Source organism: Myroides phaeus, assembly GCF_009799805.1.
Taxonomy (GTDB): Bacteria; Bacteroidota; Bacteroidia; order Flavobacteriales; family Flavobacteriaceae; genus Flavobacterium; species Flavobacterium phaeum_A.
Map to the genome: position 1 here is coordinate 2,112,058 of NZ_CP047050.1, position 15,277 is coordinate 2,127,334.

Annotated in this window: 16 protein-coding genes; 14 read left to right on the top strand and 2 right to left on the bottom strand. The window is 37.0% G+C overall.

The features are described 5' to 3' along the window. The first annotated feature begins 128 nt into the window (after positions 1 to 128). The 3 genes from GQS07_RS09495 to GQS07_RS09505 all read left to right on the top strand — a co-directional run bounded on the left by GQS07_RS09495 (position 129) and on the right by GQS07_RS09505 (position 3,598). The gene (locus tag GQS07_RS09495; protein WP_158210583.1) at positions 129 to 842 is read left to right on the top strand and encodes a DUF4397 domain-containing protein; all 714 of its coding nucleotides are present in this window, start codon (positions 129 to 131) and stop codon (positions 840 to 842) included. Between the two features lie 262 nt (positions 843 to 1,104). Next, positions 1,105 to 2,109, top strand: coding sequence for a PH domain-containing protein (locus GQS07_RS09500; RefSeq protein ID WP_158210584.1), 1,005 nt, complete (start codon positions 1,105 to 1,107; stop codon positions 2,107 to 2,109). Beyond that, positions 2,102 to 3,598 (top strand): PH domain-containing protein, encoded by a 1,497-nt coding sequence (locus GQS07_RS09505; RefSeq protein ID WP_158210585.1) that lies wholly within the window; start codon positions 2,102 to 2,104, stop codon positions 3,596 to 3,598. Before GQS07_RS09500 ends, GQS07_RS09505 begins: the two co-directional genes overlap by 8 nt. Before the next feature lie 67 nt (positions 3,599 to 3,665). Here the strand turns inward: GQS07_RS09505 and GQS07_RS09510 are convergent, their stop codons facing one another. Further along, positions 3,666 to 4,223, bottom strand: a complete 558-nt coding sequence (locus GQS07_RS09510; RefSeq protein WP_158210586.1) for a GNAT family N-acetyltransferase — start codon at positions 4,221 to 4,223, stop codon at positions 3,666 to 3,668. Between the two features lie 5 nt (positions 4,224 to 4,228). Further along, entirely contained in the window at positions 4,229 to 4,387 is a 159-nt protein-coding gene (locus GQS07_RS13695) for a hypothetical protein (protein ID WP_199269095.1), read from the bottom strand. Positions 4,388 to 4,909: 522 nt separating this feature from the next. Here GQS07_RS13695 and GQS07_RS09515 point away from each other — a divergent pair. From GQS07_RS09515 to GQS07_RS09565, 11 genes are all read left to right on the top strand, one after another. After that, positions 4,910 to 5,905, top strand: a complete 996-nt coding sequence (locus tag GQS07_RS09515; protein ID WP_158210435.1) for an IS110 family transposase — start codon at positions 4,910 to 4,912, stop codon at positions 5,903 to 5,905. Between the two features lie 526 nt (positions 5,906 to 6,431). After that, entirely contained in the window at positions 6,432 to 7,289 is an 858-nt protein-coding gene (gene hisG, locus GQS07_RS09520) for an ATP phosphoribosyltransferase (RefSeq protein ID WP_158210587.1), read from the top strand. 20 nt (positions 7,290 to 7,309) lie between these two features. Continuing rightward, on the top strand, positions 7,310 to 8,602 hold the full coding sequence (gene hisD / locus GQS07_RS09525) for a histidinol dehydrogenase (RefSeq protein WP_158210588.1): 1,293 nt from the start codon (positions 7,310 to 7,312) through the stop codon (positions 8,600 to 8,602). Further along, on the top strand, positions 8,592 to 9,647 hold the full coding sequence (hisC, locus tag GQS07_RS09530; RefSeq protein ID WP_158210589.1) for a histidinol-phosphate transaminase: 1,056 nt from the start codon (positions 8,592 to 8,594) through the stop codon (positions 9,645 to 9,647). The genes hisD and hisC overlap by 11 nt, the downstream gene beginning before the upstream one ends. Next, a complete protein-coding gene (gene hisB, locus GQS07_RS09535; RefSeq protein WP_158210590.1) occupies positions 9,622 to 10,713 on the top strand; it encodes a bifunctional histidinol-phosphatase/imidazoleglycerol-phosphate dehydratase HisB in 1,092 nt (363 codons plus the stop codon). Before hisC ends, hisB begins: the two co-directional genes overlap by 26 nt. Further along, positions 10,710 to 11,288: an imidazole glycerol phosphate synthase subunit HisH gene (gene hisH, locus GQS07_RS09540; RefSeq protein WP_158210591.1), complete on the top strand. Its 579-nt coding sequence runs from the start codon at positions 10,710 to 10,712 to the stop codon at positions 11,286 to 11,288. The genes hisB and hisH overlap by 4 nt, the downstream gene beginning before the upstream one ends. After that, a complete protein-coding gene (hisA, locus tag GQS07_RS09545; protein ID WP_158210592.1) occupies positions 11,285 to 11,998 on the top strand; it encodes a 1-(5-phosphoribosyl)-5-[(5-phosphoribosylamino)methylideneamino]imidazole-4-carboxamide isomerase in 714 nt (237 codons plus the stop codon). The genes hisH and hisA overlap by 4 nt, the downstream gene beginning before the upstream one ends. Beyond that, a complete protein-coding gene (hisF, locus tag GQS07_RS09550) occupies positions 11,992 to 12,744 on the top strand; it encodes an imidazole glycerol phosphate synthase subunit HisF (protein ID WP_158210593.1) in 753 nt (250 codons plus the stop codon). Before hisA ends, hisF begins: the two co-directional genes overlap by 7 nt. Continuing rightward, positions 12,741 to 13,340 carry a bifunctional phosphoribosyl-AMP cyclohydrolase/phosphoribosyl-ATP diphosphatase HisIE gene (hisIE, locus tag GQS07_RS09555; RefSeq protein WP_158210594.1) on the top strand — a complete coding sequence of 200 codons (600 nt, stop codon included), beginning with the start codon at positions 12,741 to 12,743 and terminating at the stop codon, positions 13,338 to 13,340. The genes hisF and hisIE overlap by 4 nt, the downstream gene beginning before the upstream one ends. 334 nt (positions 13,341 to 13,674) lie before the next feature. Further along, positions 13,675 to 13,893, top strand: a complete 219-nt coding sequence (locus tag GQS07_RS09560) for a hypothetical protein (RefSeq protein ID WP_090406337.1) — start codon at positions 13,675 to 13,677, stop codon at positions 13,891 to 13,893. A 1-nt stretch (position 13,894) separates the two neighbouring features. After that, positions 13,895 to 14,623: a hypothetical protein gene (locus GQS07_RS09565; protein WP_233269259.1), complete on the top strand. Its 729-nt coding sequence runs from the start codon at positions 13,895 to 13,897 to the stop codon at positions 14,621 to 14,623. The last annotated feature ends 654 nt before the right edge of the window (positions 14,624 to 15,277 follow it).

A 15,277-nucleotide genomic window follows, 5' to 3' on the forward strand; every position in this document is an offset into this window, starting at 1 on the left:
GCTTGTAAATTAGGTGTTGAAAGAGAGGCTTCGTTATTTTATTTTTTAAAATAAATCACTTTTTTTGAGGTAAAAGATAAAAAGTGCACAGTTTTTGTAAATTGAAATTAAAACTAACAAACTAAATTATGAAGAAAGTACTCACTCTGTTATCTGCTATTTTATTACTTGTTGTAAGTGGTAGTTGTAGTAATGATGATGATTATAATGGATATCCAATCGAATATGCTGCTGCATTTACAATGGTTAATGCGTATGAAGGGAATAACCAAGTGCGTTATATCGTTGACAATCGAAGTATTCAAACACCATATCAACCTTTGATATACCGTACGTTTGGCTATGCAAACTTGTGGAGCGGCAATCGTGCTTTAACAATTATTGATAACGCAAACCCTAAACCACTGGTTAATGAAGTTATTCAAGTTGAAAGCGGAAAAGCTTATACTTCTTTTATAGCTGGTACTTCATCAGAAACGGTGAGTCACTTTATTACTTCAGATGAGGGAATGCCTCAAGAAGAAGGTGTTGAAAACCCAAATGCAGGTGTACGCTTTTTTAACTTGAGTTCAGATAATGTAGAAGTTTCCGTGCAGTTTGACGGCAAGGTTGCGGCAGATGTATTTGCAAACAGAATACAAGATAGTAAGCTTACTGCAAGTAAAAGTCAGATATTTAATGGGGTTGAACCCAATGCCTATAAGGTTTCTATAGTTGACAAAAGTGGCAATGTATTAGCTACCAGAGAGAACGTTAAGTTTGAAAAAGGTAAATATTACACCCTAACTTTTGTGGGAGCTAAAGACAACAAAGAAAAATCATATTATATCGGAGTTATTTGACAGTCCGCTATGTAAGATTATTTTAGCTATTTATTTTTTTATTGATTAAGAATCCCTTTTTGTATGTAGATATGATACTTAAAGGGATTTTTTGTGTGCATACGTCAACTAATTTTATTGGCTTTTCTTGTTTACTTTTTTACAGTAAGAGCTTTGGTTTTAAGTGCCATAAGCAAGATATCATCAGGCTAATGCCCTTTTTTCTTTACAACAAAAGAATAATCCTATATCTTTAACAACAAAACACAAGAATATCAAGGCTATGAACGATACCTTTTCTAATAATCAAATAAATGTCAACGGATTACCTAATCTTGACGCAATCAAGTTTACTCCCCTAAATTCAAGATATGGCAACGTAATTCTTATCCGTTTGACGATAATAGTACTTGTTTTAACTGCTATAGGATGTACACCCATATTTGCTCACGATTTTATTCCAGAACTACAAGTGCCAATGGGACTACAAGTTGCAGCAATTGCTTTTACGAGTATATTGTCGTTGCTAATTGTAGTCGTTAACTTATTGGGGTTTAAGAAGAAAGGATACGCAATTAGAGAAAGAGATATTATTTATAAAAGTGGACTAATCAATCGTACTGAAACGGTTATTCCATTTAATAGAGTGCAACACGTAGGTATATATGAAGGTGCGTTATTGCGCGTGTTTGACCTGTGTACAGTGGAGTTTTTTACAGCTGGTGGTGCTATGGGCGACCTAAAGATTCCGGGGTTGTCTAAAGAAGAAGGGGACCGATTAAAAGCGTATGTTATCCAGAATATCAACCAAGAGAATAAGACTGAGAAATCAAGAGAACACGGGACTTCAGAACATACTTGTTGCAAAGAGGGAGCACACGATGCTTGTGAACACAACACAGCAGAGCACACTTGTTGTAAAGAGGGAGCACACGATGCTTGTGATCACAACACAACAGCGCATACTTGTTGTAAAGAGGGAGCACACGATGCTTGTGAACACAACACAGTAGAGCATACTTGTTGTAAAGAGGGAGCACACGATGTTTGTGAGCACAACACAACAGAGTGTACTTGTTGCAAAGAGGGAGCACACGATGCTTGTGATCACAACGCAGTAGAGCATACTTGTTGTAAAGAGGGAGCACACGATGCTTGTGATCACAACACAACAGCCCATACTTGTTGTAAAGAGGGAGCACACGATGCTTGTGAGCACAACGCAGCAGAGCATACTTGTTGTACTGAAGAACCATTGTCTCACAAGAATACCTCACACAATGCATAACAACTTTTACCAACCAACAAGACAAGCGGCAATTGGTATAGTTGCCAATTTCCTAAACACGTTACAACGTTTAGGTAGGGCATTTGCACCCTTAATTGTGATTTACTTCATTAAAGGCAGTATTTCATTTAGTTTCTCAATAGGTGGGGCAGTAGCGTTAATCGTTGTACTAATGCTTGTATTTTCTTATTTCAGTTACCGCAAGTTCACGTTTTACATCGATGAAAAGATAGACGCATTTGTCATTGAAAAAGGAGTGTTCAACAAGTCTAAAATCACCATCCAATTAGATAAAATTCAGCAAGTAAACCTCAATCAGAGTTTCATCAATCGCATTGTAAATGTTTACGCCGTTGAGATTGACTCAGCAGGTAGTAAAGACAAAGAAGCTGTAATTCCGTCAATGGCGTGGGCTGATGCAAATAACTTAAAAAAGATATTGTTAGAATATCAAAAGGAACAACAGGCAACGAATATTGATGAAGGTGCAACTGTTTCTACAGCTCAAAACACAAAAGAAATAGGCGTTGGAACCCTTTTAAAAGTGGGGTTAACAACTAACTATCTATATACGGCGGGACTTATCTTCGTATTTGTCAATATGTTTTTAGACTCTTTTGTTGGCAAGAAAGTATATGAAGAATACTTAGATGAAGAAAGTGTGAATGAGTATGTAAGCAATGGTTTTTCCGCTGTTTACGGACTGTATATTGTTGCGTTTATCATTCTGTTGGTATTGGTTGTTAATGTGTTTAGAACCTTGATGAAGTTTTGGGATTTCAAGATTACAACAACTAATAATACGTTGGTTTTATCACACGGATTGGTGTCAACAAGAAATACGATTATTCGTCCTAATCGCGTTCAAAAGGTTGTTTTAGTACAGAATTACTTCCAAAAACTGTGGGATATCACCAGTTTAAAGATTATTCAGGTTGCCGGAGTAGAAGGAGAAAACAACAAAACAGGATTAGAAATACCAGGTTGTTCTGCTGTAGAGAAAGCAGCGTTTTTTGATATTATTTACAACAAACAGGCAGAGAAAAGTACATTCTCATTGAAATACAACTACCGTTTCTTAGGCTTTAGAGCGTTTATGTTTATAGGTTTACCCTTGGCTATTTTCGCGTTTATGTATTACGGACAATTACCTTTCCAAAAGTTTATTAGCCTTGCATTAGGGTACAGTATCGTTGTTTTTGCTATACTATTTCGAATGTACAAGGTAGGGCGACTATTTGTTAATGACAGTTTTATTGTTTTGCGAACAGGCGTTTGGGACATCAAACACACGTACTTAGAACCCCATAAAATACAGAAAATAACCCTATCTCAATTGTGGTGGCAACAATCAGCTAATGTTGGTAGTTTAACCTTACACACAGCTGGAGGACCCTTGCGGTTCAGTACTTCAAAGTACAATGAATTGAAAAAACTACGCGATCTAATGCTATATAAAGTAGAAACAGCAGAGAAGAGTTGGATGTGATATAATAGAGGCGATTTTTAGGGTAATGTGTTGTTTTTGGATTTCTAATTGATGCGTTGATAGTGTATTATAAATCAGATAGAGTAGATAAGTTGAAAAACATCTGTCTTGTGTCATTATTAACGTCTCTATCTGTTAAAAACTCAAAGCCTAAGGAAGTGTAAAAGTTTAAGGATTGCGTATAGGCATCAACTGTAATTAATTTGCAAGCTTGTTTGTTGTTTAGTTCTAATGCTTCATTAATTATGTTATGAACTAACATTTTACCAATTCCTTTCCCTTTAAACGTATTGTCAATTCCTAATCGACCAATTTTTAAAGCAGGAAAAGACTTTAAGTGTCTTTTAGGGTGCGTTACTAAATCTTTTAAGAAACGTTTAAATGCACTTTTTGAAGCAAAGCCTTGCTCTTCGAAGTTCAGGCTATCATTAAAAATACTATAGTAAGCAATTGTCCTTGTAGGGCTTTCTATAATAAAAGTAGTTGCAAGATATTCCTGTTTATATTTTTTTGCTTTTTGAAAAAGAAATTCATTCAAATCATCGTCTCCACAATCAAAAGGTTTTAATATATGATTGATGTCTAATAGTTTAAAGGATAATTGGTTGAATTCTATAGGAGTCACAATATTTATTTTTTAAATATTGATTTTAACGCATTTGAATCTTCACGAATAGCTTTAAGCTTCGATTTTGATGAAGTTGAGTGCTTTATATCATTTACTTTATTTAAAAAAACAATAGCATCTTTACCTCTAAGTACGGGTGTAATTTTAATAGGTTTAGCCATCTTTAGAATTTTTATAATACAAAAATAAATATATTTTTTCATATATCAGTAAAATAAATGCATTGCTATTCATTGAATTAGAGCTTTTTATACAATGGTATGCCTGTATTTGACGCATAGTTTATAGGGATTACAGATCAACAACAAAAGTTTTAATATGTATTAATGTAATACGCTACTTTATTTACAAATAAATAGCAATGGACTACCACATAGGTTTTGTCCGTGCCCGTGTGATGTATTGATCTATTGAAAAGATAATGTCAATCGATAACCGAGGTAGGGGCCTTTAGATTTGCTTAATAAAAAAATGATAAATTTATATATACGAGAGAAGTAGAATAAATAAACAACCAAACCAACAAAGTGTACCATCGTAGGGGCAAAGCATCAAGGCTTATAATTCGATTAGGACTTTGTTGGTTATACTAAGAAGTATCAAATTAGTAATTAAGACGTTCGGGTCTAGTATCAAGGTTTAGATAATACTTTAGTAAGTGGTTGTTATAAATAATTTTTATTATGAACAAATTTAAGCATTTTATTGGAATAGATATTTCAAAAGAGTATTTCGATGCAACGATTTTAGGTGAATCAAAACAATCTTCACACAATCAATTTAGTAATACAAAAAAGGGAATTACTCAGTTTTTGAAATGGGTAAGGCAAGAAAAATGTTCTATGGATGTTACTCTAATTTGTATGGAATATACTGGTATTTATAATAAGATAATACTAGATATTTTGATAAATAAATCGTTTTATGTCTGGGTTGAGATGTCATATCGTATTATTCGTAGTAGTGGAATTCAACGAGGAAAAAATGATAAAATTGATTCTGAGAGAATAGCTCTTTATGCCAAGAAAAATCAAGAAGATGCAAAAATATTTAAAGCATCGGATAAGGTTTTAGATAAAATACAAGGGTTATTAGGGCAACGAGAAATGATTTTATCTCATAAAACGGCTTTACAAGTTAGAACAAATGAATTGAAAGTGTATGATATAGAAGTTTATAATGTATTATCAAAGAATATTAAAGCAATCATAAGATCAGAAGAGGTAGCTTTAAAAGCTATTGAAAATCAGATAGATGATTTAATTAAAGAGAATCAAGAACTTCAGGTATTATATAATCATATCACTTCTGTTCCTGGAGTTGGAAGAGTAACGGCTTTGTTTTTAATCTGTTTTACAAATGCTTGTACAACCTATGAAAACCCAAGACAATTAGCCTCTTATTGTGGTGTAGTTCCTTTTGAATATACATCAGGTAAAAGTGTTCGTGGTAGAGCAAAGGTTCATTTTATGGCAAATAAAAAGCTTAAAAAACTATTGCATTTATGTGCTCTATCTAGTTCTAAAAATGATATTGAGATGAAACAATATTATGATAAGAAAGTAGCTGAAGGTAAAAGTAAAATGCTTGTATTGAACAATGTTAGAAATAAACTTATACATCGTATTTGTGCTTGTGTAAAAAATAATAGACCTTATGAAATTAGATTAATAGCATAATTTAATTTTACATATAATATAAAAACAAGGATAACCACAAGTTACCCTTAGGGATTTGTATGCTTTGTTTTATTAAAATATTCTCAAAAAACAACAATAATTATTTCTAATTTTTAATTGGTTTTGTCATAGTAATCGAATTATTATTCGCCCGCACGGCATACGACACAATGTAAATCACATATCACATCTAACCTCTAACCCTTGTATAATGGTCTGTATATCCTTGCTTTTCATTACGTTGCATTGAATAAAAAACACCTTTTTTTCAAAAAAAACATAAAAAAAGTTTGTGTAATTAAAAAAAACACTACTTTTGAATCATACAAAACAGAAAAAATGTTTACAAATAAATTACATCATCATCATCATTTAACTTGCACTCACGCGAGCAGATAATGTTATGATGTAAATTTAAACAACAATATATCTAATTATCCCGTTTGAGTAAGTCAAACGGGATTTTTGTTTTTATAAGCATTCTATACACCTGCATTGGTTTACTCAGACATCTAAAATTGAAACTATGAGTAAATTAAAAATTGCAATCCAAAAAAGCGGTCGTTTAAGCGAAAAGTCCTTAGAACTTATCAAAGAATGCGGAATTAAGATTCCAAACGGAGGAGGAAAACTAATCTCCGAAAGTACAAACTTCCCAATCGAAATCTTGTTTTTACGCGATGATGATATCGCCAAATACGTTGAACAAAACGTGGCAGATATCGGAATTGTAGGTGAGAATGCCTACTTAGAGGCTAACCAAAACGTAGATATTGTAGAATACCTTGGTTTTGCTTCTTGCAGATTGAGCTTAGCTGTATCTAAAAACACAGCATACAACGATATCTCCTTCTTCCAAAATAAAAAGATAGCAACGTCATATCCGATTATCCTTCAAAAATACTTGGAAAGCAAGAACGTACAAGCCAACATCGAGTTTATCTCAGGTAGTGTTGAAATTGCCCCAAGCATCGGATTAGCAGACGGTATTTGTGATATCGTAAGTAGTGGGTCAACCCTAATGTCAAACGGACTAAAAGAAGTAGAGAAAGTAATGGATAGTCAGGCTATTCTTATTGCAAGTCCGGGGTTAGCAGATGAGAAACAAGCCATACTACAAAAACTGTTGTTCCGCATAAAAGCCGTCTTGAGAGCCAAAGAAAACAAGTATATCCTGCTAAACGCACCTAATGAAAAGTTAGATGAAATCGTCAGAATCTTACCAGGAATGAAAAGTCCAACCATACTTCCCTTAGCAGATGAAGGGTGGAGTAGCCTTCACTCTGTAATCCAAGAAGACAAGTTTTGGGATATCATAGACGAACTCAAAAAAGCAGGAGCAGAAAGTATCCTTGTCGCTCCAATTGAAAAGATGATTTTTTAAGCCAACCAACAGAATTACAAATGAAAACAGTACAATTTCCCCCACGTGAACAATGGACAACGCTTTGTAAACGACCAAGCATTCAAGCAGAAAACCTAACGGATAAGGTAGCCGATATATTACAACAAGTACGCACACAAGGCGATAAGGCAGTTTACCAATTAATAGAGAAGTACGACAAGGCAAGTCTTGACAACCTAAAAGTGAGCAATCAAGAGTTGTGTAACGCTATCGGTCAGGTAGATGAACAGTTGAAAGCAGCGATAAAAGTAGCCTATACCAATATCAAGAAGTTTCACGAATCACAACAAACACAAGAAGCAGTAGTAGAAACGAGTCCCGGGGTAAGCTGTTGGAGAAAGAGCAAACCGATAGAAAAAGTGGGATTATACATTCCTGGAGGAACGGCTCCTTTGTTTTCAACCTTACTGATGTTGGGAATCCCCGCGCAAATAGCAGGTTGCAAGCAAATTGTGTTGTGTACACCGTGTAACGCAGACGGCGTAGTCAATCCAGTTATTCTATACACCGCATCGTTCTTAGGCATTACCGAAATATACAAAATAGGAGGAGCACAAGCTATCGCCGCTTTAGCTTACGGAACAGAAACCGTACCTAAGGTGTATAAGATTTTTGGACCGGGTAATCAATTTGTAACCAAAGCAAAAGAGTTGGTGTCAAGTCAAGGAACGGCAATCGATATGCCGGCTGGTCCAAGTGAGGTGTTAGTCATTGCCGACAAAAATGCTGATGCCGATTTCGTAGCAGCAGACTTGTTATCTCAAGCAGAACACGGTACGGATAGTCAAGTTGTTTTAGTCAGTGATAACGAAGCAATATTAAACAAAGTACAACAAGCAATTGTGGCGCAAACAAAGGAATTGCCAAGACGTGATTTAGTAGAGCAAACCCTGAGCAATAGCCTGGTAATTCAGTTAAACAACATAGATGAGTGTATCGAACTGAGCAATGTCTATGCGCCTGAGCACTTGATATTGGCAGTGGACAACTTCGAACAATACACTGATGCGATTGTCAATGCAGGCTCTGTATTCTTAGGGAAATACGCTTGTGAGAGTGCCGGAGATTACGCCAGTGGTACCAATCACACCTTGCCAACAAACGGGTATGCAACAAGTTACAGTGGTGTGTCTTTAGATAGTTTTGTCAAGAAAATTACTTTTCAAACCATCACCGCAGCCGGAATCCAACAACTCGGACCAACTATTGAAATTATGGCAGCAGCAGAGCAGTTGGTCGCTCACAAAAATGCCGTTACCATTCGCTTAAAAAAGTTGAACAATGAACAGTAATATCACCGCTTTAGTGCGACAAAATATACAGAGTTTAGTGCCTTATACAAGTGCGCGAGATGAATATAAGGGGAATGAGGGTGTCTTTTTAGACGCTAATGAAAATCCTTTCGGTTTGACCAACCGATACCCAGACCCGTATCAAAAGGAGTTGAAACAGGTAATTGCTGATATTAAAAACATAGACGCGGCCAACTTGTTTTTGGGAAATGGAAGTGATGAGGCGATTGACTTGGCTTACCGCATTTTTTGTGAACCGAAACAAGACAAGGCATTGGCATTTACGCCTACATACGGAATGTATGAGGTCTATGCCAATATCAACAATGTGGACTTATATACCTTGCCGTTGAACGATTTGTTTCAGATTGACAAGGCAAGTCTAACCCCGTATTTGAAAGACAACAGCATCAAGCTAATGTTTATCTGTTCGCCTAACAATCCAACCGGAAATGTAATTGCAACGGAAACAATCGAGTGGATATTGGCTAATTTCAAAGGGATAGTTATTGTTGATGAGGCGTATATCGACTTCAGCAATAGCGTATCGTGGACACAGCGTTTGGGTGATTATCCTAACTTAATCATTCTACAAACCTTGTCAAAAGGATGGGGAATGGCTGGTTTGCGAATTGGTATGGCGGTGATGAATCAAGAGGTATTGCAGTATTTCAACAAGGTGAAGTCGCCTTATAACATCAGCCAAATCAACCAACTGGAAGCGATTAAGGTGTTGAGCGATACCGTAGCTTTTGACAAACGCATTGCTTTGTTGAACCAAGAAAAGGCAAGGGTCATTGAGGAACTTAACGCAATGGCAATGACCAAGCGCATTTATCCCTCAGATGCCAACTTTATTTTAGTGGAGGTAACCAATGCCAACGCGGTGTACAGCCAATTGATAGACAAGCAAATTATTGTGCGCAATCGCCATAGTGTCGTGCCTAATACACTGCGTATATCAATCGGTACACCAACGGAAAACACCCAATTAATCAACACTTTAAAACAAATAGACAATGAAAAAGAAAGTATTATTTATTGATAGAGATGGAACAATCATCAACGAACCAGCTGACTTTCAAATCGACAGCTTAGAGAAGTTGGAGTTCCTACCTCAGGTAATCACCAATTTAGCGCGCATCGCCAAGGAATTAGACTACGAATTGGTAATGGTGAGTAATCAAGACGGACTGGGTACAGCGTCGTTTCCAACAGAAACCTTTTGGCCTGCTCAAAACAAGATGTTGGCGGTATTGCAAGGAGAGGGAATCAACTTTGTGGATATCTACATTGATGAGTCGTTTGAACAAGAGAACAAACCAACGCGTAAACCTGGTATTGGTATGTTGGGCAAGTACGTGTATGGCAACTACGACTTGGCAAATTCCTTCGTTATTGGCGATAGGCTAACAGATGTTCAACTGGCTAAAAACCTTGGGGCACAGGCTATTTTGATTCAGGAGGACAACAATACAGAAGCAGCGTTAACAACGATGAGTTGGAACGACATCTACCAGTTTTTAAAAGCTAAACCACGCACAGCAACGGTGGTTCGTACTACCAAAGAAACCGATATTAAAGTGCAGGTGAACCTGGATAGTAATAAGGAATCACAGTTTGACACAGGCTTACCGTTTTTTGATCATATGTTAGAACAAATCAGCAAACACGGGGAAGTAGGGTTACAGGTGAAGGTGAAAGGCGATTTGCAAATTGATGAACACCACACAATGGAGGACACGGCATTGGCGTTGGGAGAGGCGTTCAAACAAGCCTTGGGCAATAAAAAGGGAATTGAGAGATATGGCTTTTTACTACCGATGGACGATTGCTTAGCACAGGTGGCTATTGACTTTGGAGGGCGACCTTGGATCGTGTGGGACGTGGCGTTTACCCGTGAGAAAATAGGGGATGTACCAACAGAAATGTTTTACCACTTTTTCAAATCGTTTAGTGATGCCGCACAGTGTAACCTAAACATCAAATGTGAGGGAACGAATGAGCACCACAAGATAGAGGCGGTGTTTAAAGCCTTTGCAAAAGCGATAAAACAAGCGGTATCACGCACGAATAATTACGAAATACCAAGTACAAAAGGAATCTTATGATAGCGATTTTAAAGTATAATGCGGGAAATATACAGTCGGTTGAGAATGCCGTACAGCGGTTGGGATATCAGACTATTGTTACGGATGATATCAATGAATTAAACGCTGCTGATAAAGTTATTTTTCCCGGTGTAGGTGAGGCGTCATCGGCGATGGCGTATTTAAAAGAACGCCAGTTAGACGAGGTGATTAAGCAGTTGAAACAACCCGTTTTAGGTATTTGCTTAGGAATGCAGTTGTTGTGCCAATTTACAGAGGAAGGCAATACGCAGGGCATTGGTGTTTTTGACAACAAGGTGCGTTTGTTTCCAAGTACAGATATTGTGCCACATATGGGTTGGAACGATTGCAATACCCTACAAGGCCAGTTGTTTCAAGGCATACAAGAGGGAGCCGATTTTTACTTTGTACACAGTTATTGTGCTGAGGTGAATGAAAATACTGTAGCTACAACAAACTATATTCTGCCTTTTTCAGCGGCTTTGCAAAAAGACAACTTTTACGCTGTGCAGTTTCACCCTGAGAAATCGGCAACTATTGGAAACCAATTATTAAAAAACTTTTTAGAATTATGAGAATTATACCAGCAATAGACGTAATAGACGGAAAATGTGTTCGCTTGAGCAAAGGAGATTACGACACTAAAAAAATATATGCAGACGACCCTGTTGAAATGGCGAAACGCTTTGAAGATAATGGTATTCAATACTTACACTTGGTGGACCTAAATGGGGCTAAGTCAAACAAAGTACAGATAGCGGGATTAATAGAGGCGATTGCTACACAAACTAAGTTGATTGTGGACTTTGGAGGGGGAATCAAAACTGAAGATGATGTGAAGATTGCCTTTGAATCAGGGGCTAATCAGATAACTGTGGGTAGTGTAGCCTTAAATAATCCGCTGATGTTTTACAGCTGGTTGAAAGAATACGGCAGCGACAAAATTATCTTAGGAGCCGATTGTAAAGATCGACAAATTATGACTCAAGGTTGGCTTAAAGGCAGTAAGGTTGATGTGGTGGATTTCATTAGCGAGTACATGGAACAAGGCGTGAGTACGACCATCGTAACCGATATTGACAAAGACGGAATGCTGAGTGGGCCTGCTTTTGAACTATACAATGAGATTATGAGTAAAACAGGTGTTGATTTAATTGCGAGTGGTGGTATCACAACCATAGCCGATGTGTTGAGGTTGAGAGAAATGGGGTGTGAGGGCGCTATTATTGGCAAGGCGATTTATGAAGGAACGATCACGTTAAAACAGTTGAGTGAGTTATGCTAAAAAAGAGAATAATACCGTGTTTGGACATTCAAAACGGACAAGTAGTAAAGGGTGTAAACTTTGAAAACATCAAACAAGCAGGTGATCCGATTGCGTTGGCAAAGCGCTATGTAGCAGAGGGGGCAGACGAATTGGTGTTTTTAGACATTACGGCAACTATTGAAAACAGAAAGACGTTAGTTGATTTAGTACGCGCTATTGCAAGGGAAATCAATATTCCGTTTACAGTTGGTGGCGGAATCAACAGTGTGGAGCAAGCGAGGGAACTCATTCGCGCTGGTGCTGATAAGGTGAGTGTAAACTCTGCCGCTATCCGCCGTGTGGAGTTGCTGAGCGAGTTGGCACAGGAGTTTGGCAACCAATGTGTGGTATTGGCCATTGACACCAAGCAAGAAGATGGTGTGTGGTGGGTGTATAGCAAAGGAGGCCGTGAGAAAACGGATAAACAAACATTAGATTGGGCACAAGAAGGCGTGCGTAGTGGGGCTGGGGAAATCCTGTTAACCTCTATGAATCACGACGGAACCAAAGGTGGTTTTGCACTTGAACTAACCAGTCAAGTAGCCGATATTGTTGATGTTCCAGTTATCGCATCAGGTGGAGCAGGGGCTATTGAACACTTTGAAGATGTGTTTACTCAAACGCGTGCCACAGGTGCTTTAGCAGCCAGTATTTTTCACTACGGACAAGTGCCTATTGTAGCATTAAAACAAGCATTAAAAACAAAAAATATAGCAGTAAGATGAAAGAGAATATAGATTTTAATAAGGGAAACGGGTTAGTAGCAGTTGTAATTCAAGACGCATTAACAATGAAGGTGTTGATGCAAGCCTATATGAACGAGGCTGCTTTTGACCAAACCGTTGCAGAGGGAAAAGTAACGTTTTTTAGTCGTACCAAAAACAGGCTGTGGACCAAAGGAGAAACTTCACAGAACTACCTTTGGGTACAGCGTATGCAGTTAGACTGCGATGGCGATTGTCTGTTGATTCAGGTTAAAGCAGACGGACCCACTTGCCACAGAGGAACAGAAACGTGTTTTGACACCACAGAAAGCAGTAGCAAAGGATTTGTGTACGAATTACAAGACGTGATCAGTAGTCGCATTGACAATAAAACAGAGGGTTCATACACCTATCAGTTATATCAACGCGGCATCAACAAAGTAGCCCAAAAAGTAGGAGAAGAAGCCGTTGAGGTAGTCATTGAAGCCAAAGATAAGAACGCCGATTTATTTAAAAACGAAGCCGCCGATTTGATGTATCACTACCTACTTTTGCTAAAAGCAAAGGGATTTACCTTAGAAGACATAGAAACCATTTTGAAAGAAAGACATAAATAAGGAGAGAGTAACGGTTTTCGTAATGACGTTTCACGTTTTCGGTTCCCGGTTTTCCGTTCCCCGTTTTCGGTTTTCGTTTTTTGTTTTCCGCATATCGGTTCCTGGTTTTCGTTACGACGTTTCCCGCATATCGGTTTCCGTCAAGATGTTCTCTGTAGATCAGCTACATTGTCACTGAAAGTATAAATAACTGAACTATAGTTGACTTAAATTTGCGAATACGATCTAAATATATTTGTTTTGTTGAAGAATGATAGAGATTTTGTGTTGATTGTAATGTATTGACAAACAATGATTTTTGTTGTATATTTAAAGAAGTAAAAAGGATTAGAAGATGAAAACAAAAGAAATCAATAAGGAAAAACTTAATACGATACATTTAAAGGCTTCTAAAAATGCTATTCGCGTTAATAAAGCATTAGGCTTGTCTTACCAAAAAGTTGAAGGAGGACAATTAATCGAAGTAGGATCTGATGGTACTAAGAAAGTATTAGGTAAGCCGAAATTCGGAACAGTAAAAACAGAAGTGAAATCGTTTAAATTAAAACGATAATATGAAACGTTTTAGGATGTTTGGAGGTCCAAATGGTTCTGGAAAATCAACGTTATTAACGGGAATTGCTGAAGAGTGTTCAATAGGTTATTATGTCAATGCAGATGAAATTGAAAAAGAATTGAGGGCTAAAGGATTTATTGATTGTAGTAATTTTTTTCCTACTGAAGTAAGTAATGAACAGTGGTTGTCGTTTTTAAATAATTTGATTGAGAATGACACTCGTGTACAGCTGAATAGTTTGTCGTCAGTTAGAATTAAAGAGAACGTATTGATTATTGAGGCTCCAATTAATAGTTATATTGCAGCTGTTATTGCTGAATTTATGAGGTATATTTTGTTGGATTGTGATGTTTCATTTTCCTTTGAAACTGTAATGTCTCATCCTTCAAAAGTTGAATTTTTGAAAGAAGCCAAAGCCAAAGGGTTTAAAACATATTTATATTTTATTTCGACGCAAGACCCATCTATTAATATTAGTCGTGTTGCTAATAGAGTTGGAAAAGGAGGACATGATGTAGATACAGATAAGATAGTTAGTCGTTATTATAGATCAATGGAATTATTATGTGATGCTTTTTTAAGTGTAGATAGAGCATATATAATAGATAGTTCAATGGAAGATGGTATATCGGTATTTGTTGAGAAAAATGGTGATGATGTTACCATTACAAGTGAAGAGGTACCAGAGTGGATTGGCAAGTATTTATTAGAAAAGTTACAGAAATAAATAGGTAATTATAGAAGGGTGAATTGTTATTCATCCTTTTTTTTATGCATTGTGGAAACGCGAAGTATCGCGTCTGTACCGAAAATTATACGTTACACATATCCACAATGCCGTTTCACGCATTACGTCTCGCGCTCCGTACGGGCGAACCTATGTGTTCGCCCCCTGTTGTTTATTTATAAACAACCCATTCCAAACATTTTAATATATGATTAATTATAAATAATTAATTGTGGGTAAACACGCGGGTTTACCCCTACGGATGACGCAATGCATCGTGATTATTGATGTGTTTGTATGCATTGTGGAGACGCGAAGTATCGCGTCTGTACCGATATACTTGGTGTTTGAAACATACTGATAAACAACACACAACGAGAATATCATTAATGTACATCATATCAAATATCAACCGATGCGTAAAATGATGGAATATCATCAATGTACAAATACATCACAGTTCAGACGGAGCGTTTGGGCGGCCTTATTTATTTAGCGAGTGTCAAACAGCATGCAGACACCGCAAAATGAAAAATGGCGTAACGCAGTGGAGCTCGTATTTTTTCATTTAGGTGTCAAATGCAAGTTTGACCGCTAAAGAAATAGAGCCTTGATTTTTTTGTTTCGTTTTTTTATCAAGAAAAAAATGAAAAG